This is a genomic window from Harryflintia acetispora (assembly GCA_004340125.1).
Classification (GTDB): Bacteria; Bacillota; Clostridia; order Oscillospirales; family Ruminococcaceae; genus Harryflintia; species Harryflintia acetispora.
On record SLUK01000002.1, the window covers coordinates 297,133 to 319,705 of the forward strand.

Here is a 22,573-nt window from a genome sequence, read left to right on the forward strand (position 1 = left end):
CATTCCTTCATTTAGGATAGAAGGGCGTGATAGCAGTCCTTCATGGCTTTGGCGTCCTCCGCCTGGGTCCCGGCGGACTCGCAGATAAAGGTCGGGGCGAGCGAACGCTTTGCAATCAGCTCCATCAGCGGCTCATACTGCGGGCCGAACAGGGTGTCGGCAAAGGTGAGGTGCTGCTTCTCCCCGCCCCGCTCGGTGTATTCGATCTTCGAGAAGTGGGCGTGAAAGCTCTTCTGCCGCTCTTCCCCAAGCCGGTCGCCGATCGCGTCCAGGATGGCCGCGTACTGTGCTTTTCCCTTGATCGACCCCAGGGTGCGGGCATTGAGGTGCCCGAAATCCACCGTGGGCAGCAGCCGCTCGTCGAGCGAGCAGAGCTCGAGCACTTCTTCGAGGGTGCCCAGCTGATTGATCTTGCCCATCGTCTCGGGGCAGAGCCGCACATGGCCGAGTCCTTGCTCGTCCATCGCAAGCAGGGCCTTTTGCAGCGTATCCTTCGCCAGGACCAGCGCTTCCCCGCGGCTGATCTTGGAGCAGGAGCCCGAATGGACCACCACCCTTTCGGCGCCCATCGCACTGGCGGCGACGGCGGCCTCGAGGATGTACCCGACGCTTCTTTGCCGGGTGCTCTCCTCCACGCTGGAAAGGGAGATATAATAGGGCGAATGCAAAGAGAGGGTAATCCCCGCCCCGCGGCATTTTTCGCCGAATTCGGCGGCCTTTTCTTCCCCAATGCGCACCCCATGTCCACACTGGTATTCGTAGGCGTCCAGCCCCATTTTTAGGATGTACTCCGGCACCTGGATGGTGTGATTGTAGCCCATCGACTGGAAGCTCTGGGAATTCCCAGCCGGTCCGAATTTAGCCGTCATAGCCCGACCTCCCCTGTTTTTTATAATAGCATAACAGGCCGTTTTCCAACGTGCGCTTGCACTTAAAAAGCCAGAAATCCTCCGCCTGGATCGGGTCCACCAGGATCGAAGCGATCCCGAAGCGCCGGGCCCCCAGAATATCGGTAAAGAGCTGGTCCCCAATGGCGGCCATCTCCTCCTTGCGGCAGTGAAGCAGGTTGAGGCAGCGCTCATAGCCGCTGCACAGCGGCTTTCGCCCGTCCGCGATATAGGGCAGGCCCAGCTTCCCGGCAAACGGCTCCACCCGTTTTGCATTGTTGTTTGAAAGGATCACGGACTGGATTCCCGCCTGGCTCATTTCCTGCAGCCATTCCAGCACTCCCTTTGCGGGAACGGGGTGGCCGTGGGTGGTCAAAGTGTTGTCCACATCCAGCACCAGGAAGCGCAGACCGCGCCCGAGCAGGAAGTCCGGGCGGATGTCGCTGATTTTTTTGAATCGGTAATCGGGATAGAACACGCTCCGGCCCCCTTTCATTATTTTTTGTTTTTATGACCCATGCCATAAAACCATTCCGGCCAGTCTGTGGCCATTATAGCATACTGCCTGTGAAAAAACCAGAAACGGTCTGTTAACATCCGGCAAAACAAAAAAGCAGGCAAACGCCTGCTTTCCTGTCACAATAAATTCAATGGACCTTCAAAATCCGATTATTTGAATTTACGCTTACGAGCAGCCTCGCTCTTCTTCTTACGACGAACAGAAGGCTTTTCGTAATGCTCTCTCTTACGGACCTCGGCCAGAACGCCGGAACGCGCGCACTGCTTCTTAAATCTGCGAAGAGCGCTGTCGAGAGACTCATTGTCCTTCACACGTATTTCTGCCATTTCTACACTTCCCTCCTCTACGCCCTAAAGCAGGAGATATGGTACCATTGGCGCAATCGCGCATTAGTAACAAAACATATTATACAATAGATCACAGACCACTGTCAAGAGGTATCCGCTTACTCTTATTTTACCACCAGGTTGACGAGCTTCCCCTTGACGTAAATTTCCTTGACAAAGCTCTTCCCCGCGCAGGCGGCCTGCACCGCCGGCTCGGCCTTCGCCAGGGCGATGGCCTCCTCATTCGAGATGTCCACCGGGACGCCGAGGCGGCATTTGATCTTGCCGTTGACCTGCACGGCGATCTCCACCGTCTCGTCCTTGCATTTTTCCTCGTCAAACTCCGGCCAGTCCTGCATGTTTAACATGCCGCCGAACTTCTGCTGTTCCCAGATTTCCTCGGTGATGTGCGGGGCGAAGGGGTTGAGCAGGATCAGCAGGGACTTATATTCCCCCCTTGTGACCTGCCGGCGCTCGGAAATCTCGTTGAGCAGGCCCATCATCGCCGCGATCGCGGTGTTGAACTTCAGGCTCTCGATGTCCTCGGTCACCTTTTTGATGGTCTTGTGCATGGCGCTCTCGAGCTCGGGGGAATACTCTTCACCCTCGACGAGCACGTCCTGCAGGTTCCAGATCCGCTCCAAAAAGCGCTTACAGCCCTTGATGGATGCCGAGGACCAAGGCGCGCTCTTTTCAAAGTCGCCGATGAACATCTCATAGAGCCGCAGGGTGTCCGCGCCGTATTCGCGCACGATGTCGTCCGGGTTAACGACATTCCCCCGGCTCTTGGACATCTTCTCCCCGTTTTCACCCAGGATCATCCCATGGCTGGTCCGCTTCTGATACGGCTCGGGCGTGGAAACCACCCCGATGTCATAGAGGAACTTGTGCCAGAAGCGCGAATAGAGCAGATGCAGGGTGGTGTGCTCCATCCCGCCGTTGTACCAGTCCACCGGCAGCCAGTACTCCAGCGCCTCGCGGCTGGCGAGCTCTTTATCGTTGTGCGGGTCGCAGTAGCGCAGGAAATACCAGCTCGACCCCGCCCACTGGGGCATGGTGTCGGTCTCGCGCTTGGCGGGTCCCCCGCAGTGCGGGCATTTCACATTGACCCACTCGTCCATCGCGGCGAGCGGGGATTCCCCGTTGTCGGTGGGCTCGTAGGAGGCCACCTCGGGCAGGCGCAGCGGCAGCTCGCTCTCGGGCAGCGGGACATAGCCGCCGCAGTGCTCGCAATAGACCACCGGGATCGGCTCGCCCCAATAGCGCTGGCGTGAGAAGACCCAGTCGCGCAGCTTATAGTTTACCTTGGGATAGCCCTTTTTATGCTCCTCGAGCCAGGCGGTGATCTTCTTTTTGGCCTCGTCCACCGACAGCCCGTCGAGGATGCCGGAATTGACCATCACCCCGCTGTCACAGTCGGTATAGGCCGCCTGCTGCACGTCGCCGCCCTTGACCACCTCGATGATCGGGAGACTAAACTTCTTGGCAAAGTCCCAGTCGCGCTCGTCGTGGGCGGGCACCGCCATGATCGCGCCGGTGCCGTAGGACATCAGCACGTAGTCCGAGACGAAGATCGGAATCTCGGTATCGTTCACCGGGTTCAGGCCCATCACGCCCTCGAGCTTGACGCCGGTCTTGTCCTTGACGAGCTCGGTGCGCTCGAAGTCGGACTTCTTGGCCGCATCGGAACAGTATGCGCGCACGGCGTCGTAGTTTTTGATCTTGTCCTTCCAGCGCTCGAGATAGGGGTGCTCGGGCGAGATGACCATATAGGTCGCGCCAAAGAGGGTGTCGGGCCGGGTGGTATAGATCTTGAGCACGTCTCCTGCGGTGGTGTCGAAGAGCACCTCGGCGCCTGTGGAGCGGCCGATCCAGTTCTTCTGCGAAACTTTAACCCTGTCTATGTAGTCGACAAGATCAAGGTCGTCGATCAGGCGCTGGGCATATTCGGTGATTTTTAACATCCACTGGCTCTTGACCTTGTGCACCACCTCGCTGCCGCAGCGCTCGCAGACGCCGCCCACGACCTCCTCGTTGGCCAGCACCACCTTGCACCCGGTGCACCAGTTGACGCTCATTTCCTTCTTATAGGCCAGCCCCTTTTTAAAGAGCTGCAGGAAAATCCACTGGGTCCACTTGTAATAGTCCGGATCGGTCGTGTTGATCTCTCTGTCCCAGTCAAAGGAGAGCCCCAGCCCCTGCAGCTGCGCCTTGAAGCGGGCGACGTTGTTCTTGGTCACCACCTCGGGATGGATGTGGTTCTTGATCGCGAAGTTTTCGGTCGGCAGGCCGAAGGCGTCCCACCCCATCGGGTAGAGCACGTTGTACCCCTGCATACGGCGCTTGCGGGCCACGATGTCCATCGCCGTATAGGAGCGGGGATGCCCCACGTGCAGCCCCTGCCCGGAGGGGTACGGGAACTCCACCAGAGCGTAGTATTTGGGCTTTGAAAAATCATTGGTCGCCGCAAAGGTATGGTTTTTCGCCCAAATATCCTGCCACTTCTTTTCGATCTGCGAAAAATCGTATTTCAATCCTGACACCTCTTCGTGATTATTTGTCATCCTCTTGCTCGGGATCCAATATGTCGGAAAGATCCACCTGGGGCGCATCGGTCCACAGCCGCTCGAGGGAATAAAACTGCCGCGTCTCCTCGCAGAACACATGGACGATCACATCATAGTAGTCCAGCACGATCCAGGCGGCGGACTGGTAGCCCTCCACCCTTTTCGGGTAGATCCCCTTCTCCTTGAGCTGGAATTCCACCTCGTCGGCCATCGCCTTGACCTGCGTGGTCGAAGTACCCGAGGCCACCACGAAATAATCCCCCAGCGTGGAAATGTTCTTGATTTCCAGCATGCGGATGTCCCTTGCCTTTTTTTGATCGAGCAGTCTTGCCGCCTCGCGGCCCAGCTCCAAAGAAGTCACGCAGTCATTCCCCTTTCCATGGCGCTTTGATTCCCTCCCGCCTGCCGCGCCTGCAAGCGGGTGTATATAGTCAGCATGGACCAGAATTACTCGCCGAAAACATTTCCGACGACGCCCTCCTCCTCTTCGGAGGAGGATTTCACATTGCCCTTTTTGGACGAGCCGCCCTCGAATTCCTCTTCCTCATTCGAGCTGCTTTTTTTCGAGCTCTTGGGGATCTTGGGATAGATGGTATTGCGTTCGAACCACTTGTCATAATCCCCGTCCGAAAATGCGCTGTAGTCCCGCGGGTCGGGATAGATCGGGTCGCCGAGGACGTATTCCTCCTCCTCGTTCTCCCCGCTCTCACCGTCCTCGTCTTCTTCCTCCTCGCTGCTCGAGACCGGCTCGGGCTGCGGCGGGATGGGTGGGAAGTCGAGCTCCTGCGGCTCCACCGGATTGGTGAAGAAGTTTTCATTGAGAATATCAGCCAGGGCGGTGGTGTCCACCTCATAGACCGCGTAGGAGTAATTCATCTTTCCCACTCCCGGCACGGTGAACATCTCGATGTCCTCCTCCTGGATGGTGAAGGCGCTCGAAGCGATCGAGATCATCTTGGAGATGGGGATGTTGGTCTGCACGGCGTCGAAATTATCGAGCACCAGCTCGAGCATCTCCATCTTCCCCAGGGATTGCAGCTGCTTCATCGCCGCGATCAAAAAGTCATGCTGGGCGTTGATCCGGCCGAGATCGGAGTCCACATAGGCCTTGCGCGCGCGCACGAACTTCTGCGCCGCATCCCCGTCCAGGACCTGCTCGCCGCCCGGCAGCACCAGCTGCCCGTTTTCATAGAGGTCCTTGGGGATGTTGATCGGCACGCCGCCGATCTGGTCCACGATCTTCCCGAGCGACTCGAGCGTGATGGTGGCATAGTAATCTACGGGCAGCAAGAAGCGCTCCTCCACCTCGTCGCAGAGGTCCTGGATCTCCCCTTTGGTCTTATAGACGTTGTTGATCTTCCCCGTCGGATACTCGTCCCCAAGATAGGTGTCCCGCGGGATCGAAAGGACCCACGCCTTCGAGGCGTTCGGGTCGTAGCGCACGTACATGATCACGTCGGTCAGCTTCTGGGAGTAGTCCACCCCAACGGCGAGGACGTTGATCACCTCGGTCTCCTGCTTGACGTTGTCCAGCAGCTCCTGCTGGGAGGAGGTGACCTTTTTGGTACTACGGCTTATCTTATTCTGATTCTCCAGCGCCACTATGCCAACCGCCACGGTCAGCAGGATGAGCGCCAGGGTTACTGCAATTTTAGCAAACGTATTTTTCAAGAACGTGCCTCCCCCGCACTTTGCGCACGTAAACGCCTTACATAGTAGTTGTAGCCGTCGATGGTCTCCCGGCACAGCGGCTTTTGCCCCTCGGCCAGCTCCCGGATGATAAACTGAAAGGAATAGAGCATAGCCTTAGCGACGTCCCTATCGGCGAGTTCGCGGGTGTACTGTGCATCCGGGTAGTCCCGCTCCGCGCTGGTCAGGTCCGCCAGGTAGACCACCTCTTCGAGCAGGCTCATCCCCGCCCGGCCGGTCGTGTGATAACGAACTGCATCTAGTATCTCTTGATCCTGCACCTTTAATGCGTCGCGCAGATAAACGCTTCCCGCAATGGCGTGATAAAGCTGGGGCGAAGCGAGCACCTCGGATGAGAGGACTATACCGCCTTTTGCGATCAGCGAAAGCTGTTCTTTTTTGGGCATATCCTTGCAGACGTCGTGCATAAGCCCCGCGAAACGGGCCTTTTCGACGTCGGCCCCGTGCAGCCGCGCCAGCTCCGCCGCCCGCCCGGCGACGTTGAGGGAATGCCGGTACCGGCCCTTGGAAAGCCTGCCGCGCAGCAGGCTTTCCAGGGAATGCTCGTCCTGTCCGGGCGCGAAGCGGCCAGCAGCCCCACCCGGCGCGATCTTATCCGGCATAGAGAAGGTTCTCCTCAATGTACCGCTCGATATAATCGGGCAGGTAGTCCGATACCGGCAGCCCGCGCTGCAGCCGCTCGCGCAGCATGGTCGAGGAAACGGGGAGCGCGTCGATCTCGCAGATGATCGACTTCATCCCCATCGTATCGAGCTCTAGCTGCTTTTTGATCAGCCTCTCGTACTCCCCTTCCTCCCGCGCGGCGGCGCAGACGGTGACCTTCTTCATCAGCTCGTTCGAGCAGTGCCAGCTGTCCAGCGAGAGGAACATGTCGCTGCCGACGATCATATAGAGCTTGTCCCCGGGATAGGCCTCCCGAAGCTGCTGCACCGTATCGATGGTGAAGCTCTTCCCGTCCCGGCGCAGCTCCATATCGCTGGCGGTAAAGCCCTCATAATGCGATGCTACCAGCTGGCACATGCGCAGCCGGTGCTCGCCGCCGATCAGGGCGCCCGAGTCCTTGTGCGGCGAGATGCGCGACGGGATAAGGAGCAGCTCGTCGAACTTCACCCGCACCTGAAAGGTCATTGCGAGGTGGATATGCCCATTGTGGATGGGATTGAATGCCCCGCCGAAGATTGCGATTTTTTTCAAAATTATCCCCCATTTTAGGTCGAAAGCAAAGACTATGGAATGATATCTATTATAAAAACAGTGGCCCTAGATGTCAAATTTTGAATCTTTTTTGTTCTGGCGGAACAAGACCGCCTTGGTGCCGATGACCTGTACCACGTCCGCGCCTATCCGGCCGGCGAGCTCGTCGGCCGCCTCACGGGAGGAGACGGGGGCGTTTTCCAGGACCTTCAGCTTGATCAGCTCCCGGGCATTTAGGGCAGTGTCCGCCTGGCGGACCACCATTTCGTTTACCCCGCCCTTGCCGATCTGCAGGATCGTTTCGATATCGTTTGCCGCCGCGCGCAGCTTGGCGCGTTGTTTTGAATTGAGCACGTTGCTTGCCTCCTGTAAATGTTGAATGTGTCTCAGTCGTTCAGGTACCCGCGCAGCAGCTCGCGCAGATTGCGCAGCGCCCTTCCGCGGTGGCTGATGGCGTCCTTTTCCTCGGCGCTGAGCTCGGAATAGCTCTTGCCGTCCACCAGAAAGACGGGATCATAGCCAAAGCCGCCCTCCCCGGCAGAGGCAAAGCCGATCGAGCCGCAGCACTCGCCCGAGCATTCCAGCATGGTGCTGCGGTCCAGAATGCAGCAGATAGCGCTGACGAACTTTGCGCCCCGCTTATCCTCGGGAACGTCCTTCATCTCATCGAGCAGCCTCGACGTGCGCTCCTGATCGTTTAGCCCCGGGCCGCCATATCGCGCCGAATAGACCCCCGGCGCGCCGCCGAGCGCCTCGACGCAGAGCCCCGAATCGTCCGCCACGGTGGGCAGATTGCAGCGCTCGAAGACCGCCTGCGCCTTGAGCCGAGCGTTTCCCGCGAAGGAATCGGCGTCCTCTTCCACCTCGATCTCGAGGCCGATGTCTTTTAGCGAGAGCACCCCAAAGCCCATGGGGGCGAGGATGCGGGAAATCTCCCGCAGCTTCTTTTGATTGTTGGTGGCCGCAACGAGCTTCATCATAGGAACAACGACTCCTTGTCTAAAAGTTTACGTTCAGGCGATTTCCTCCTCGCCGAACAGGGCGGCGGTAAACTGGACGGGATCAAAGGGGCGCAGATCGTCCAGCTGTTCCCCGACCCCGATGTATTTGACCGGGATGCCCAGCTCCTGCTTGATCCCGATGACCACCCCGCCCTTGGCGGTGCCGTCGAGCTTGGTGAGTACGATCCCGCTCAGCCCCGTGGCCTCCTTGAAGTTGCGCGCCTGGCTGATGGCGTTCTGGCCGGTGGTGGCGTCGAGCACCAGCAGCTCCTCCTTGGAGGAGCCGGGCAGCTCCCGCTCGATGACCCGCGAAATTTTGCTCAGCTCGTCCATCAAATGCTTTTTGTTGTGCAGCCGGCCCGCCGTATCGCAGAGGATCACATCCACCCCGCGCGCCTTCCCAGCCGAGATCGCGTCGAAGATCACCGCGGCGGGGTCCGCCCCCTCGCTGTGCTTGACGATCTCCACCCCGGCGCGCCCGGCCCAGACCTCAAGCTGCTGGATGGCCGCCGCGCGGAAGGTGTCGGCCGCCGCGAGCAGGACCTTTTTGCCCTGCGCCTTGAGGCTGGCGGCCAGCTTGCCGATGGTGGTGGTCTTTCCCACCCCATTGACTCCGATCACCAGGATCACCGCCGGGGTGTTTTCAATATTCAGCGAATAGTCCCCGGCGAGCATCTCGGAGATGATCTCCTTTAAGAGCCCCTTGACCTGCTGCGGGTCGGTGGTGCCACTCTCTTTGATCCGTGCGCGCAGCTTCTGGCAGATTTCACCGGCGGTGGCCATGCCGACGTCACCCATGATGAGGATTTCCTCGAGCTCCTCAATGAGCTCCTCGTCAATTTTGGTGAAGGAATTGGCGACCTGGTCGATGGCGTTCATCATCGAGTCGCGGGTCTTTTTCAGTCCCTCACTGATCTTTTTAAACAGTCCCAATTGGCCTTGCTCCTTTTCCCGATTACTGCTTCATCCCCAGCTTGCTCTCCAGCTCGGACACCCCGAGGCGCAGGAGCTTGGAAACGCCCTCCTCCTGCATGGTGACCCCGTAGAGGACGTCCGCCTCCTCCATGGTGCCCCGCCGGTGGGTGATGGCGATAAACTGCGTCTTGCCGACCAGGCGGCGCAGGTAGCTGGCGTATTTCACCACGTTGACGTCGTCGAGCGCCGCCTCGATCTCATCGAGCAGGCAGAACGGCGACGGATGCACCTTCAAAATCGCGAAGTAGATCGCGATGGCCACGAACGCCTGCTCGCCGCCCGAAAGGGATTGCAGGCTCTTGATGATCTTGCCCGGCGGCTGCACATAGATTTCGATCCCCGACTCGAGCACATCCTCGGGGTCGGTCAGGATCAGCTTGGCGTTGCCGCCGCCGAAGAGCTCGACGAAAATCTTGCCGAAGTGGTGGTCGATCTTCTGGAAGTTGTCGATGAAGATTTCCTTCATGTCCCGCGTCAGGTCGCGAATGAGCCGGTGCAGCTCCTCCTTGGAGCGCTCGATGTCGTCCACCTGGCCCTTCATGAAGGTATAGCGCTCGCTGACCTCTTTATATTCCTCGATGGCCGCGACGTTTATACTGCCCAGCGCCTTGATCCTGGAGCGCAGGGAGGCGAGCTCCCGGTTCGCGGCATTCATATCCTCGATGGGGGCGGCCAGCTCCTGCGCCATGCTCAGCGTGAGCTCATATTCGTCGTAGAGCTTGGTGATAATCGAATCGTACTCCGACTGGATGGCGATCTTTCGCTCCTCGAGCTTGGCGAGCTCCCGCGCGAGCGTCTCCCCCCGCGCGTGCAGCTCCCGCTCGGCTTGGCGGCTCTGGGCGGCCTTCTGCTCGAGCTCGGTCTTGCGCTGCGAAAGCTTTGCGATCTCCCCGTTGCAGCCTTCGACCTGTGAGCCCAACGCCTCGCTCTGGGACTGGCGCTGCAGGATGGAAGCCTTGATCTCCCCGTTCCTTTGCTCCAGCGCCGCGATCTGCTCTTTTAAATCCTGCGCCTGTCCGGCCCGCTCGCTTTGCTGGCTTTGCAGCTGCTCCTTCTGGCTTTGCAGGGCTTCGAGGTCCTTGCGCACCGTCAGCGCCTGCAGCCCGCACGCCGAGCTCTCGGCGCCGACCTTCGCAATCTCCTGCGCGGCGTCCGCCGCACGGCCCTGCACACCGGACAGCTTTTCCTCAAGCGAGCGCTCCAGCTCACGCAGCTTTTGGATCACATCCTCGCTCGAGGTGCTCTCCTTGGTGAGTGCCTCGAGCTTCTGGCGGATTTCCAGGGTCCTCTTCCTGGCGTCCTCCTGCTGGGCGAGGGAAGACTGCAGCGCCATATCCAGCCGTTTTTGCTCGCCCTCGTAGCGGATCTTGTCCTCGCTCATGGTCTTGATGTCCGCGTCGATCCCCACGAGCTGGGCGCTCAGCTTCGCCGCTTCCTCGCCGGCGGCCTTGATCTGATGGTCCTTCTCTTCAAGCTGCGCGCCGACCTTGCCGGCCAGCTCGCGCAGCCGCGCGATCTCCCCGGCCCGGCTGAGCAGCCCGGCGTTTTGCACCATTGAGCCGCCGGTCATCGAGCCGCCGGGATTGACCACCTGCCCGTCCAGAGTGACGATCTTGAAGCGGTACCGGTAGCTCTTGGCGATGGCGATGGCACTGTCCAAGTCCTCGGCCACCGCGATCCGCCCGAGCAAGTTTTTGACGATCCCCTCGTACTTTTCCTCGCTTTTGACCAGGTCGCAGGCCAGCGCGACAAAGCCCTCGCAGCGCTCCAGCCCCCGCTCCTCCAGCGAACGCGGACGGATGGTGGACATCGGCAGGAAGGTGGCCCGTCCGGCGCGCGCGTTTTTCAGCGCCGCGATGGCGTACTTGGCCGCCGCGTCCGAAACGACCACGATATTCTGCATGGCCCCCGCCAGGGCGACCTCGACGGCAGCGGCATACCGGCTCTCGACCGAGATCAGCTTGCTCACCGGCCCCTCGATCCCCCCAAGATTCCCGCTGCGGGCCTGGTTCATAATGTACTTGACGCTGCTCTGGAACCCCTCCATATTGTGTTCCATGTCCTCGATCAGCTTGGCCTTTTGCAGATGGCCCCGCTGCTCGGCCTGCAGGGCCTGCTGCTCCTGCTGCAGCGACTGGAGCCGCTCAGAAGCGGACTTATGTTTGATGAGATAGCCCTTTTTCATGTTCTGGCTGGAAACGAGCTGCTCGTCGATCCCTTCGAGCAGGCCCCCAACCTGGGCCAGCTGGTCGCGCAGCTCGGCAATCTGCGCCTCGTTTTGCTGTGCGCGCTCGTCGATCCCCTCGGCGTTTTGGCGCAGCTGTTCGAGCATGGTGTTGGAGGTGGCGATTTTCAGCTGTTCAGCCGACAGGCTGCGCTGCACCTCTGCACGCTGGGAGGACAGGTCGTTTTGCTCGCGCAGCAGCTCGCCGTTTTTTCGCTCGAGCGTGAGCAGCTGCTCGCGAAGGGCGGCATCCTGCGCCTCGATTGTCCCCAGCTCCTCCTGCTTTTTGCGCTCCTCCCCGCCGATCATCTGCAGCTGCTCCTCGATCTGGGCGTGGCTGCGGCTCTGCGCCTCGATGGTGGTGCGCAGGCGCAGGATATTCTCCTTATTGTGCTCGATGTCGTTGCTGCTGACCGCGATCTGGGAGCCGAGCTCCCCGATCCGGGCGCTGAGCGCCGTGATCTCATCGCGCTTTTGCTCGGTTTCAATGTTGCATTTCGCGATCTCGTCGTAGGTATCCTGGATCCCCTGCTCGAGCTCAGAAAGACGGCGCTGCAGGTCCTCATGGTCGCCTTGCGCCAGGATGAGCTTGTCCTCCTGGGCGCGCAACAGCTCCTTTGAACGCTCAATCGTCATCATCCATACCGAGATTTCCAAGGCCCGCTTGCGTTCGGCCAGGCCCAGATACTCCTGCGCCTTCTGGGACTGCTGCCGCAGGGGCTCCACCCGGCCCTCCAGCTCCAAAATGATGTCCTTGAGCCTTAAAAGGTTCTCCTGCGCGGCTTCCAGCCGCTTCTGCGCCTGCTCCTTGCGGTAGCGGTATTTGCTGATCCCCGCGGCCTCCTCGAAGATTTCCCGCCGCTGGGTGCTCTTGGCGCTGACGATTTCGGCGATCCTGCCCTGCCCGATGATCGAATAGCCGTCACGCCCGAGCCCGGTGTCCATAAAGAGCTCGTGCACATCCTTGAGGCGCACCGAGGCGCCGTTGATCCGGTACTCGCTCTCTCCCGAGCGGTAGAGCTTGCGGTTGATGGTGACCTCGTCACAGTCGAATGCAAGGCTGCGGTCGACATTGTCGATGATCAGCGAGACGCTGGCATAGCCCATCGGCTTGCGCTGCTGGGTGCCCGAAAAGATGACGTCTTCCATCTTTCCCGAACGCAGCGTCTTGCCGGACTGCTCGCCGAGCACCCAACGTACGGCGTCCGCAATGTTGCTTTTCCCGCTCCCGTTGGGGCCCACCACGGCGGTGATCCCGCAGTCGAACTGAAGCTGTACCCGGTCGGGGAAGGACTTGAAACCGTTGATGTCCAAAGCCTTTAGCTGCACACAGCGTCTCTCCTTTCTATCTGGATTCTTCGGCGGGCCTTACCTGAAATTCCCCTGGCGAAAGCCGCCGGTCCGACCTTATCATTATATCATATCCAAGCGCGCCAAGGCGCACAAGATTGCATCTCTTTTGCCCGGTCATTTTGGAGTGCATGCCAGGGTGGACCCATACCTCATACCGGCCCGGCGGATCACCTTTCAGTGTATCCCAAAGCCTTCCAAAGCAAAGCTCCCCCTCGCACAGCTCGCGCAGCGCCGGATGATAGGCCCCGGCGACAAGGCGCTCCTCCACGTCCCGGCTCGCGTGCAGCCCGAGGCGGATCACCCGGATATCCTGCCGTTCAAAGAACTCGAGCAGCCCGGCGCAGAGGGGGATGGTCTCCTCCACCCCCGGCGGATGGTAGACCCCCTGCCGGTAAAGCCCGGCCAGGCGGGTGCCCTCGAGCACCACCGTAGGGTAGATGCGCACCGTGTCAGGGCCCAGGGCCGCGAGCTCCCTCGCGGTGCGCCATGCGCCCTCGTCAGAGTCCCCGTAGAGGCCGGTCATCATCTGCAGCCCCAGGGAAAAACCGTATTCCCGGATGAGCGCCGAAGCCTCCCGCACCGCCCCCGCGGTGTGCCCCCGTCCGTTGAGGGAAAGCACCCGCTCGTCCATGCTCTGCGCCCCGAGCTCGATGGCGCTGACGCCGTATTCCCGCAGCAGCTCCAGCACAGAGCGGTCTATCGCGTCCGGGCGGGTGGAAATGCGGATTCCGGCAAAGCCGCCCTCGCTCAAAAAGGGCTGCGCCGCCTCCAGCAGCGCCAGCATATCCCCGCGCTCGATGGCGGTAAAGCTGCCGCCGAAAAAGGCGATCTCGGTCTCCTGGCGCTCGCTGATCTCAGTAAACGCCCTATGTAGCGTGCGCTCCACCTCGAGGGGCTCTATCCCCGCCTGCTGTCCCGAGATGGCGCGCTGGTCGCAAAAGCTGCATTGGTGCTTGCAGCCCAGGTGCGGCACGAAGAATGCGATGTTTCGGTGCCTCATTCGCCCATGAGCTCCAGCGCCTTCTGGGCGGCCTGCTGCTCCGCTTCCTTTTTGCTGCGGCCGACTCCCTGGCCGATGACGTTGCTGTTGAGGTGTACCTCCACCACGAAGCGCTTGTCGTGGTCCGGGCCGCTCTCCTCGACCAACACATATTGCAGCTTCTCCTCCGGGTTCTGCTGGATGATCTCCTGCAAGAGGGTCTTATAGTCCTTAAAGGGGGTAGCGTGCTCCTCGAGCATTCCGACCGCAAAGGGCAGCACGAACGAGCGCGCCGCCTCGATCCCGCCGTCGAGATAGATCGCGGCGATCACCGCTTCAAAGGCGTCCGCGCAGATCGAGGGGCGCTCCCGCCCGCCGGTCATCTCTTCGCCGCGCCCCAATCGCAGGTAGTCCCCCAGCGCAATGTGCTGCGCGAAGAGGTGCAGCGTCTTTTCGCAGACCAGGGAGGCGCGCAGCTTGGTCAGCTCCCCCTCCGGCAGATGGAACTTGTTGAAGAGATAGTCGGACACGATGATCGAGAGGACCGCGTCCCCCAAAAATTCCAGCCGCTCGTTGTACTTGGTCCCGTGCTTCATCTCGTTGGCATAGGAGGAATGGGTCAGCGCCGTTTCGATCAGGGATTTATTCTGAAAGGTATATCCGATCTGCTTTTCCAGTGCTTCGATCTGTGCCATGGACGATTCCCCTCCCCCTTATACCGACTGCTTTTCCCGCTGCCGGATCTGCGCGACCGAACGCTCAATTTTATGGATGACGTCGTTTTGCGCGTAGTCACGCGCCTGGCGGATGGCGTTCTTAAAGGCCTTGGCATTCGAGCTGCCGTGCGCCTTGATCACCGGCTTCGCAATCCCCATCAGCGGGGCGCCGCCGTGCTCGGCATAGTCCATCTTCCCCTTGAAGGCCGCGACCTCGCTGCTCATGAGCAGACCGGCAATCTTCGTCTTGAGATTCTTATAAAACATCCGCTTGATCTCCCCGGCAAAGCTGAGGGCCACCCCTTCGGTGAGCTTTAACACCACGTTGCCGGTGAAGCCGTCGGCGACCACCACGTCGCACACGCCCGCCGGGATGTCCCGCGGCTCGACGTTGCCGGTGAAGTTGATCGGCGCGTCCTGCAGCAGGTGGTACGCCTCATATTGCAGGTCGGTCCCCTTATTGGGCTCGGCCCCGATATTGACCAGCCCCACCTTCGGGTTCTTGACCCCCTGCACCGATTCCATATAGGCGCTGCCCATGATGGCGAACTGCAGGAGCATCTCGGGCCGGCACTCGGCGTTCGCCCCGCCGTCGAGCAGCAGGTAAAGCCCCTGCATGGTGGGCATGATGGTGCCGATTGCCGCGCGCTTGATCCCCTTGATCCTTTTGACGAAGAGCGAGGCGCCCATCACCAGAGCGCCGGTGCTGCCGGCCGATACGAAGGCATCGCCCTCGCCGGAGGCGAGCAGGCCGAGCCCCACGGCCATCGAGCAGTCGGCATATTTGCGGCGGATCTCGCTGGGCTCCTCCTCCACCGGGATGACGGTGGGCGCGTGCCGGACCGTGATTTTTTCAAGCGGGATTTGGTTTTGGGCCGCGCAGGAGCGAATCTTTTCCTCGTCCCCGGTGAGCGTGATCTCAATGTCTTGGTACTCGCTCACCGCCATGGCGCAGCCGCGCAGTACCTCCAGCGGCGCATTGTCGCCGCCAAAGGCGTCTACTACAATTCTCAAGAATAGGACCGTCCTTTCTTCGGAAATCAAAAGCTCTCTTTCCGGATACCGGAAGTATTGCCTTCTTTCCTCGCCGCCTATGCAGCGGGAAGGAGAAAGGGATAACTTAAATCTGGTTCTCCGCCATAAAGCGGCGCAGGCTCTCCATCGCCCGCTCGGCGACGGCGGTGTAGCGCGCCTGCTTGTCCCGGATGCGCTCGGGCCAGGGCGGCAGCAGCCCCATGTTGCAGCCCATCGGCTGGAAGTCGTCGTTCGGGGCGGCGACATAGCGGCTCAGCGCCCCCATCATGGTGTCGGGCGGCAGGATGACGGGCTGCTGCCCGCGCAGCCTGCGCGACAGGTTTATCCCGCACAGCAGCCCCGACATGGCCGATTCGATATACCCCTCCACCCCGGTCATCTGCCCGGCGAAGTAGATCCGGTTGTCGCTTTTCAGGCAGAAGGTGCTGTCCAAAAGCTTCGGGGAGTCGAGGAAGGTGTTGCGGTGCATCACCCCATAGCGCAGGAAGCTGGCATTCTGAAGCCCCGGGATCAACGAAAAGACCCGTTTTTGCTCGGGGAATTTCAGGTTGGTCTGAAAGCCCACCAGGTTATACATCGTCCCGCAGGCGTTCTCCTTGCGCAGCTGCACCACCGCCCAGGGGCGGTGGCCGGTGCGCGGGTCGCGCAGCCCGACCGGCTTTAAGGGTCCGAAGCGGATGGCGTCCTCCCCCCTCTTCGCGAGCACCTCGATGGGCATGCAGCCCTCGTAGACCCGCCTGCCCGCGTCGTCGAAGTCGTGCAGCGGCGCGCTTTCGGCGTTTACCAGCTCATGATGAAAGCGCAGGTACTGCTCCTTATCCATCGGGCAGTTGATGTAGTCCGCCTCGCCCCGGTCGTACCGCGCGGCGAAGAAGACCTTATCAAGATCGATCGAATCAAAGGCGACGATCGGCGCCGCCGCGTCGTAAAAGGAGAGGTATTCCTTCCCGCAGAGCTTTCCGATCTGCGCGGCGAGCGCGTCGCTGGTCAGCGGCCCGCTGGCGATGACGGCGAAGCCCTGCGGGATCTCCCGCACCTCCCCCTCGCAGATTTCAATGTTCGGGTGGGCGCGCAGCTTGGCGGTGATATAATCGGAAAACTGGGTACGGTCCACCGCGAGCGCCCCGCCGGCCGAGACGGCGCAGCTTTGCGCCGCCTCCATGGTCAGCGAGCCGAGGACGCGCATCTCCTCCTTGAGCAGCCCGGCCGCCGACCCCAGCCGGCTGGCCTTGAGGGAGTTGGAGCACACCAGCTCGGCGAAGCCGGGATAGGAGTGGGCGGGAGAAAATTTCTGCGGCTTCATCTCATGCAGGCGCAGCCTCACCCCGTCCTGGGCGAGCCGCCAGGCAGCCTCGCTGCCCGCCAGCCCCGCTCCGACGACATGGACCTCAGTCGTCACTCTTTTTGACCTCCCTCTCGTAGCCGCATTCCGGCTTCTGGCAGTAAATCTTGCCGGCCTTGCCCTTCTTGCGGTAGAGGGTGCTGCCGCACTTGGGGCAGGTCTCGGTCAGGGGGGTGTCCCAGGTCATGAAGCCGCACTTCGGGTTATGCTCGCAGCCGAAATAGACCTTGCCGTTCTTGCTCTTCTTTTCCAGCACCCGGCCGCCGCACAGTGGGCAGACCCCGCCGGTCTCCTTGACGATCTTCTTGGTGTTCTTGCATTCGGGATAGCCCGGGCAGGCGAGGAACTTGCCGAAGCGCCCGGTCTTGATGACCATCTTGCGCCCGCACTTCTCGCACACCACGTCGGTCTCCTCGTCCGGCACCTTAATCCGGGTGCCGTCCATATTCTTTTCGGCGCGCTCCAGCGTCTTGCTGAAGCCTCCGTAGAATTTCTCCAGCGTATTGACCCAGTCGGTCTTCCCCTCCTCCACGTCGTCGAGCTGCTGCTCCATCTTGGCGGTGAAGTCGGCGTCCACGATGTCCTCGAACTGCTCGCACATCACCTTGGTGATGATCTCGCCGAGCGCGGTGGGCCGAAGGCTCTTCTGCTCGCGCTCGACATAATTGCGCGAGAGGATGGTGGTGATGGTCGGGGCGTAGGTGCTCGGGCGGCCGATCCCGTTTTCCTCCAGCGTCTTGATCAGCGACGCCTCGGTGAAGCGCGCGGGCGGCTGGGTGAAGTGCTGGTTGGGGGTGATTTCCTTGACCCCCAGCGGGTCGTGCGCCTTGAGCTCGGGCAGCATGCCGCCGCTCTTCTCCTCCTCCTCGTCGCGGCTCTCCTCGTAAAGCACGGTGTAGCCCGCGAACTTCACGGTATAGCCGGAGGACTTGAAGAGGTAATCCCCCGCCGAGATGTCCACCGAAACGGTGTCCAGCAGGCAGGTGGCCATCTGGCTGGCGATGAAACGCTCCCAGACCAGCTTATACAGCTTATACTGGTCCCCCGTCAGCGAGGACTTGACCTGCTCGGGGGTGATCGAGGGCACCGACGGGCGGATCGCCTCGTGCCCGTCCTGCGCGCCCTTCTTGGACTTGTAGACCCGGCGGGAGCCGGGCAGATAGTTTTCCCCATACCGCCCGCGGATGAACGCCTCGGCGGCGTCCTGGGCCTCCTGGGAGACGCGCAGCGAGTCGGTACGCATGTAGGTGATCAGACCGATCGCGCCCTGCCCCTCGACCTCGACGCCCTCGTAGAGCTCCTGCGCGGCCTTCATGGTGCGCCGCGCCTGGAAGCCCAGTTTGCGCGAGGCGTCCTGCTGCAAGGTGGAGGTGGTGAACGGCGGGGCGGGCGACTTCTTGCGCACCCCTTTTTTGACCGATTCCACCGCAAAGTCGCAGGCGGACAGGTCCCCCACGATCCCCTTTGCCTGCTCCTCAGTCTTGATGTCGACCTTCTTGCCCTGATAGGAGTGGAGCTTCGAGTCGAACGCCTTGCGGCTGCCCTTGGGCAGGAGCTTCGCGTCGATCGACCAGTATTCCTCCACCTTGAAGGCGCGGATTTCCTCCTCCCGGTCAACGATCAGGCGCACCGCGACCGACTGCACCCGCCCGGCGGAAAGGCCGCTTTTGACCTTTTTCCAGAGGAAGGGGCTGATCTTGTAGCCCACGATCCGGTCCAGAATCCGCCGCGCCTGCTGCGCGTCGACCAGGTTCTGATCAATCTGGCGGGGATGCTCCATCCCGCTCTTGACCCCGGTCTTGGTGATCTCGTTGAAGGTCACCCGGTTGGGCTCCTGGGTATCCAGGGACAGAAGGTTCGCCAAATGCCAGCTGATCGCCTCGCCCTCACGGTCCGGGTCGGTGGCCAGATAGATGGTGTCGCTCTTCTTGGCGGCGCTCTTGAGCTCCTTGATGAGCGCCTCCTTCCCCTTGATGTTGATGTATTTGGGCTTGAAGTGATTTTCGATATCCACGCCGATGGTGCTCTTGGGCAGGTCGCGGATATGCCCCATCGAGGCGATCACGTTATAATCTTTTCCTAAGTATTTCTGAATCGTCTTGGCCTTTGCGGGCGACTCGACGATCACCAATTTGGACATGCACATCACCTGTATTTAATATTTGCTGACGGATGCGGGGACCAAAGCGCCCCCGTCCGGGCATTTTGTATTTATTGTATGCCGCCGCCGCTCTTTATGCAAGAGGCGGACGGATTATTTACGTTTTTTTACAATTTGGTCATTTCCCCTCTGGGAGGGCGTAGCGGTTCATCGAGCGGTTCTCGATCGCGCCCATGAGCTCCATCTCGGTGAGTATGGGCAGGAGCTTTGGCACCGACAGGCCGGTGGCCGCCGAGAGCTCCTGTACGCTTTGGGCCGCGCTCCCCAGCCGCTCATAGACCATGCGCTGGGTTTCGTCGAGCTCCCCGGGCGGCTCGGGACGCGGACGGGCAGGCTCCGGGTTTTCCTCCACTTGCACCTTCCCCTTGGGCTTTTTATCCTCGTACTTCTCCATCTCGATCTGATAGAGCCTGCGCAGCTGTTCGGGATAGAGATGCTCGTATTCGCACAGGATGTCCCCCGCGCAGGTGACCGGCTTCGCGCCCTGTTTGATGAGTTTCAGCGGGCCGGCGGATTGTCTGTCATCGATCCTTCCCGGCACGGCGAAGACGTCCTTGCCCTGGTCGAGCGCATGGGAGGCGGTGATCATGGCGCCGCTGCGCTCGTCCCCCTCGACCACCACCGTGCCGAGGGACAGCCCCGCGATCAGCCGGTTGCGCACCGGGAAGTGCGCGCCGACAGGCGCGGTCCCGGGCGGATACTCGGTGAGCACCGCGTGTTCCCGGCAAAGGCGGACCATCATCTTCTCATTGTCCCGCGGGTAGGGCACGTCGATCCCGCTGCCGAGGATTGCGACGGTCTTCCCCTTATGGTCCATCGCGCTCTGGTGGCAGGCGGTGTCGATCCCCAGGGCCATGCCGCTGACGACCACCACTCCGAAGCGCGCGAGCTGGCCGGCGAGCATCCTCGCCGCGCTGAGACCATAGCCGGTACAATTCCGGGTGCCCACCATCGAGATGGCGAACTGTTTACTGAGCCCCGCGATATCGCCCCTGACGTAGAGGACGATGGGCATGGCGTAGATATCGCGCAGCCGCTCGGGATACAGCTCGTCCTCGGGGGTAACCACCCGGCAGCCGAGGGCATGGCAGCGTTCATAAACCGCCTGCGCCTTCCCGATGGGCGCGGCGCGCAGCTTTTCAATCTCATCGGGAGTAAAGTTGCGGCTCTCCCTGCGCTCTGCCTCATCCAGCTCATAGATTTCGCGGGCGCCGCTATAGCGCCGCAGCAGCATATTGGTGCGGTGGCTTCCGCAGCCCAGCACGCTCTGCAGCCAGATCCAGTAGACCTCGTGCTCGTATTCTGTCATGATCAACCTCAGATGTCAAAGAAAAGTCAGTCGTTTTTTGTCATTTCCCAGAGGAATATCCCCGCCGCCATGGCGGCGTTGAGGGACTCAGCGGCCCCCTTCATCGGGATGATGGCGGCGCCGGAGCAAAGCCCGATGATCTCATCCGGCAGCCCGTTTCCCTCGTTGCCCACAATGGCGCAGACCCGTCCGCGCAGATCGAGTTCATCCAGGGGCAACGCGCCCTCCCGCAGCGCGGCGGCCAGGACCCGCACCCCCTGCGCGCGCAGCGCGCCGATCACCCCGGGGACATCCGGCGTGACCGTGATCGGCAGCCGGAAAACCCCGCCCATGGTGGCGCGCAGGAGCTTGGGGGAATACAGGTCCGGGCAGTCCGCCGAGAGGATGACACGCCCGATCCCGAACGCCTCGGCGGTGCGCAGGATGGTGCCCACGTTGCCGGGATCCTGCAGCGAGACGAGGATCAACAGCTTGTCCCCCTCCAGCACAGGGGCGGCGGAGGGCTTCGGCAGCGGGAAGACGGCCATCACCCCCTGGGGAGTGCGGGTGTCCGAAAGGGAGGTCATCAGCGATTGCGGCAGCAGATAGGCCCGCTCGCAGCAGGAAGCGTACTCCAGCCGCTCATCGGGCGAAAGCCCGGAAGAGAGCAGCAGCTCCAAAGGCTGCAGCCCGCTCGCGAGCGCATCGGAAAAGAGCCGCTTCCCCTCGGTGACGAAGCGCCCGCTGTCACGGCGATAGCCGCGGGAGGAGAGCAGCTTTTTTACCTGCTTGCAAATTTCGTTGGACGACGAGGTGATTTCGCGCAGCGTGGCGGCCCTCCCCTTTCGTGTCATTTTCGGAATCGGCAAAATATGGAAAAGCGCCCGTGCTCCAGATCAGACACGGGCGTTTTTGTCTATTAGAGAGCGGCCTTTGCCTTCTCAACGAGGGCGGTGAAGGCAGCCTCGTCGTGGATCGCGATCTCAGAGAGCATCTTGCGGTTGAGAGTGATCCCAGCCTTTTTGAGGCCGTTCATGAAGGTGGAATAGTTCATGCCGTTCATCTTGCACCCGGCGGAAATGCGGGTGATCCACAGGCGGCGGAAGTCGCGCTTCTTCTGTCTGCGGCCGATGTAAGCGTACTGGCCGGACTTCATGACGGCTTCCTTGGCGGTCTTAAACAGTCTGCTCTTGCCGCCGTAATAGCCCTTCGCGAGCTTTAAAACTTTCTTTCTTCTTTTACGGGTCATCAACGCGCCCTTTACACGTGCCATAAATCTATACCTCCGTTAACGTGGTTGTTTTAAAGTTTACTTATAAGGGATCAGCAGCTTGATCGCGCCAACGTTGGTCTTGTCGGCATAGGCCGCTTTTCTCAGGCCTCTCTTGCGCTTGGTGTCCTTGCCGTGGCCGTTGAGAAGGTGGGACTTATAGGCGTGGGCACGTTTGATCTTTCCGTTTTTGGTGACCTTAAAGCGCTTTTTCGCTCCGGTGTGGGTTTTCAGTTTCGGCATGATCTATAATCCTCCATTTCATTGTTTACTTGACGGGTTTTGCCGGGGGCTTCGAGGTCATGAACATGACCATGCTCCGGCCTTCCATCTTCGGCGGCTTTTCCACATTACCAAATTCGCTGCATGCCTGCGCGAAACGTTCCATGACGCCGTTGCCAAGGTTGGTGTGGGCGAGCTCGCGGCCGCGGAACCGGATCGATACCTTGACCCTGTCGCCGCCCTGCATGAATTTCTTCGCCTGGTTCACCTTGACGTCGAAGTCGTGCACGTCGATATTCAGAGACATCCGAACCTCTTTGATCTCGATGACCTTCTGTTTCTTCTTTGCCTCTTTGTCACGCTTCGCCTGCTCAAAACGGTACTTGCCGTAATCCATGATCCGGCAGACAGGCGGCGTCGCCGCGGGCGCGATCATGACCAGATCAAGGTTCTTCTGAATGGCCAGCTCCAACGCCTCCTTCGAGGACATAAAACCGATCGGTTCGCTGTCTGGTCCCAGGAGCCTAACTTCCTTTTCCCTGATCTCTTCATTGATCTGCATCTCTTTTTTGCTAATGGTAAAACACCTCCAAAGCCACTGTGTTGCGGGAGGGATTCCCTCCCTGCTCTGCCCAGGCGGCCCGAGACGGGCCGTACATCAAATAAAGCGTGAACGAAATTTCGCTCACGCTTTACGGCAATCCATATTCCGCCCCGCAGCTTCGGAGCGAAAACAAGTATTGACCGTGTGCGCAGAATAAACGCACAGGTGAGAACAGAAACCCGTTCTTCTTTATTGTTCC

22 protein-coding genes are annotated in these 22,573 nt (G+C 60.6%); all 22 read right to left on the minus strand.

The window, feature by feature from the left end:
- Window positions 1-11: 11 nt before the first annotated feature.
- Complete coding sequence (locus tag EDD78_RS04040) at window positions 12-869, minus strand: TIM barrel protein (protein ID WP_132084055.1); 858 nt, start codon at window positions 867-869, stop codon at window positions 12-14.
- Window positions 859-1,365 carry a YqeG family HAD IIIA-type phosphatase gene (locus tag EDD78_RS04045; protein WP_165873098.1) on the minus strand — a complete coding sequence of 169 codons (507 nt, stop codon included), beginning with the start codon at window positions 1,363-1,365 and terminating at the stop codon, window positions 859-861. Before EDD78_RS04045 ends, EDD78_RS04040 begins: the two co-directional genes overlap by 11 nt.
- A gap of 191 nt (window positions 1,366-1,556) precedes the next feature.
- Window positions 1,557-1,733 (minus strand): 30S ribosomal protein S21, encoded by a 177-nt coding sequence (gene rpsU, locus EDD78_RS04050; protein WP_079699270.1) that lies wholly within the window; start codon window positions 1,731-1,733, stop codon window positions 1,557-1,559.
- Between the two features lie 125 nt (window positions 1,734-1,858).
- On the minus strand, window positions 1,859-4,267 hold the full coding sequence (gene leuS / locus EDD78_RS04055) for a leucine--tRNA ligase (RefSeq protein WP_132084057.1): 2,409 nt from the start codon (window positions 4,265-4,267) through the stop codon (window positions 1,859-1,861).
- Between the two features lie 19 nt (window positions 4,268-4,286).
- Complete coding sequence (gene rsfS / locus EDD78_RS04060; protein ID WP_079699268.1) at window positions 4,287-4,661, minus strand: ribosome silencing factor; 375 nt, start codon at window positions 4,659-4,661, stop codon at window positions 4,287-4,289.
- A gap of 86 nt (window positions 4,662-4,747) precedes the next feature.
- The gene (locus EDD78_RS04065; RefSeq protein WP_079699267.1) at window positions 4,748-5,971 is read right to left on the minus strand and encodes an LCP family protein; all 1,224 of its coding nucleotides are present in this window, start codon (window positions 5,969-5,971) and stop codon (window positions 4,748-4,750) included.
- Complete coding sequence (gene yqeK, locus EDD78_RS04070) at window positions 5,968-6,612, minus strand: bis(5'-nucleosyl)-tetraphosphatase (symmetrical) YqeK (protein ID WP_132084058.1); 645 nt, start codon at window positions 6,610-6,612, stop codon at window positions 5,968-5,970. The genes EDD78_RS04065 and yqeK overlap by 4 nt, the downstream gene beginning before the upstream one ends.
- The gene (gene nadD / locus EDD78_RS04075; protein ID WP_165873099.1) at window positions 6,602-7,204 is read right to left on the minus strand and encodes a nicotinate (nicotinamide) nucleotide adenylyltransferase; all 603 of its coding nucleotides are present in this window, start codon (window positions 7,202-7,204) and stop codon (window positions 6,602-6,604) included. Before nadD ends, yqeK begins: the two co-directional genes overlap by 11 nt.
- A gap of 66 nt (window positions 7,205-7,270) precedes the next feature.
- Entirely contained in the window at window positions 7,271-7,558 is a 288-nt protein-coding gene (locus EDD78_RS04080; protein WP_132084060.1) for a YhbY family RNA-binding protein, read from the minus strand.
- 32 nt (window positions 7,559-7,590) lie between these two features.
- Window positions 7,591-8,184, minus strand: a complete 594-nt coding sequence (gene rdgB, locus EDD78_RS04085; RefSeq protein ID WP_350308574.1) for an RdgB/HAM1 family non-canonical purine NTP pyrophosphatase — start codon at window positions 8,182-8,184, stop codon at window positions 7,591-7,593.
- Between the two features lie 33 nt (window positions 8,185-8,217).
- Window positions 8,218-9,138: a signal recognition particle-docking protein FtsY gene (gene ftsY / locus EDD78_RS04090; protein ID WP_079699263.1), complete on the minus strand. Its 921-nt coding sequence runs from the start codon at window positions 9,136-9,138 to the stop codon at window positions 8,218-8,220.
- Between the two features lie 22 nt (window positions 9,139-9,160).
- Window positions 9,161-12,733, minus strand: a complete 3,573-nt coding sequence (gene smc / locus EDD78_RS04095; protein ID WP_132084061.1) for a chromosome segregation protein SMC — start codon at window positions 12,731-12,733, stop codon at window positions 9,161-9,163.
- Between the two features lie 16 nt (window positions 12,734-12,749).
- On the minus strand, window positions 12,750-13,757 hold the full coding sequence (locus tag EDD78_RS04100; RefSeq protein WP_132084062.1) for an elongator complex protein 3: 1,008 nt from the start codon (window positions 13,755-13,757) through the stop codon (window positions 12,750-12,752).
- Window positions 13,754-14,431, minus strand: coding sequence for a ribonuclease III (gene rnc / locus EDD78_RS04105; RefSeq protein ID WP_079699259.1), 678 nt, complete (start codon window positions 14,429-14,431; stop codon window positions 13,754-13,756). The genes EDD78_RS04100 and rnc overlap by 4 nt, the downstream gene beginning before the upstream one ends.
- An 18-nt stretch (window positions 14,432-14,449) precedes the next feature.
- Window positions 14,450-15,466 (minus strand): phosphate acyltransferase PlsX, encoded by a 1,017-nt coding sequence (gene plsX, locus EDD78_RS04110; RefSeq protein WP_132084063.1) that lies wholly within the window; start codon window positions 15,464-15,466, stop codon window positions 14,450-14,452.
- A gap of 106 nt (window positions 15,467-15,572) precedes the next feature.
- Window positions 15,573-16,886 (minus strand): methylenetetrahydrofolate--tRNA-(uracil(54)-C(5))-methyltransferase (FADH(2)-oxidizing) TrmFO, encoded by a 1,314-nt coding sequence (trmFO, locus tag EDD78_RS04115; RefSeq protein ID WP_132084064.1) that lies wholly within the window; start codon window positions 16,884-16,886, stop codon window positions 15,573-15,575.
- Window positions 16,876-18,969, minus strand: coding sequence for a type I DNA topoisomerase (gene topA, locus EDD78_RS04120; RefSeq protein WP_079699256.1), 2,094 nt, complete (start codon window positions 18,967-18,969; stop codon window positions 16,876-16,878). Before topA ends, trmFO begins: the two co-directional genes overlap by 11 nt.
- Window positions 18,970-19,108: 139 nt before the next feature.
- A complete protein-coding gene (gene dprA, locus EDD78_RS04125; RefSeq protein ID WP_165873100.1) occupies window positions 19,109-20,299 on the minus strand; it encodes a DNA-processing protein DprA in 1,191 nt (396 codons plus the stop codon).
- 26 nt (window positions 20,300-20,325) lie between these two features.
- Entirely contained in the window at window positions 20,326-21,147 is an 822-nt protein-coding gene (locus EDD78_RS04130) for a TrmH family RNA methyltransferase (RefSeq protein WP_165873101.1), read from the minus strand.
- Between the two features lie 50 nt (window positions 21,148-21,197).
- Window positions 21,198-21,551 carry a 50S ribosomal protein L20 gene (gene rplT / locus EDD78_RS04135; protein WP_079699253.1) on the minus strand — a complete coding sequence of 118 codons (354 nt, stop codon included), beginning with the start codon at window positions 21,549-21,551 and terminating at the stop codon, window positions 21,198-21,200.
- A 36-nt stretch (window positions 21,552-21,587) separates the two neighbouring features.
- Window positions 21,588-21,791, minus strand: coding sequence for a 50S ribosomal protein L35 (gene rpmI, locus EDD78_RS04140; RefSeq protein ID WP_079699252.1), 204 nt, complete (start codon window positions 21,789-21,791; stop codon window positions 21,588-21,590).
- A gap of 25 nt (window positions 21,792-21,816) precedes the next feature.
- Window positions 21,817-22,332 (minus strand): translation initiation factor IF-3, encoded by a 516-nt coding sequence (gene infC, locus EDD78_RS04145; protein WP_079699251.1) that lies wholly within the window; start codon window positions 22,330-22,332, stop codon window positions 21,817-21,819.
- Window positions 22,333-22,573: the final 241 nt, after the last annotated feature.

Coding starts and splice junctions, on each gene's coding strand:
- EDD78_RS04040 (WP_132084055.1), bottom strand. CDS start 869: ATGACGGCTAAATTCGGACCGGCTGGGAATTCCCAGAGCTTCCAGTCG.
- rpsU (WP_079699270.1), bottom strand. CDS start 1,733: ATGGCAGAAATACGTGTGAAGGACAATGAGTCTCTCGACAGCGCTCTT.
- yqeK (WP_132084058.1), bottom strand. CDS start 6,612: ATGCCGGATAAGATCGCGCCGGGTGGGGCTGCTGGCCGCTTCGCGCCC.
- rdgB (WP_350308574.1), bottom strand. CDS start 8,184: ATGATGAAGCTCGTTGCGGCCACCAACAATCAAAAGAAGCTGCGGGAG.
- EDD78_RS04100 (WP_132084062.1), bottom strand. CDS start 13,757: ATGAGGCACCGAAACATCGCATTCTTCGTGCCGCACCTGGGCTGCAAG.
- rnc (WP_079699259.1), bottom strand. CDS start 14,431: ATGGCACAGATCGAAGCACTGGAAAAGCAGATCGGATATACCTTTCAG.
- topA (WP_079699256.1), bottom strand. CDS start 18,969: ATGTCCAAATTGGTGATCGTCGAGTCGCCCGCAAAGGCCAAGACGATT.
- dprA (WP_165873100.1), bottom strand. CDS start 20,299: ATGACAGAATACGAGCACGAGGTCTACTGGATCTGGCTGCAGAGCGTG.
- rplT (WP_079699253.1), bottom strand. CDS start 21,551: ATGGCACGTGTAAAGGGCGCGTTGATGACCCGTAAAAGAAGAAAGAAA.
- rpmI (WP_079699252.1), bottom strand. CDS start 21,791: ATGCCGAAACTGAAAACCCACACCGGAGCGAAAAAGCGCTTTAAGGTC.
- infC (WP_079699251.1), bottom strand. CDS start 22,332: ATGCAGATCAATGAAGAGATCAGGGAAAAGGAAGTTAGGCTCCTGGGA.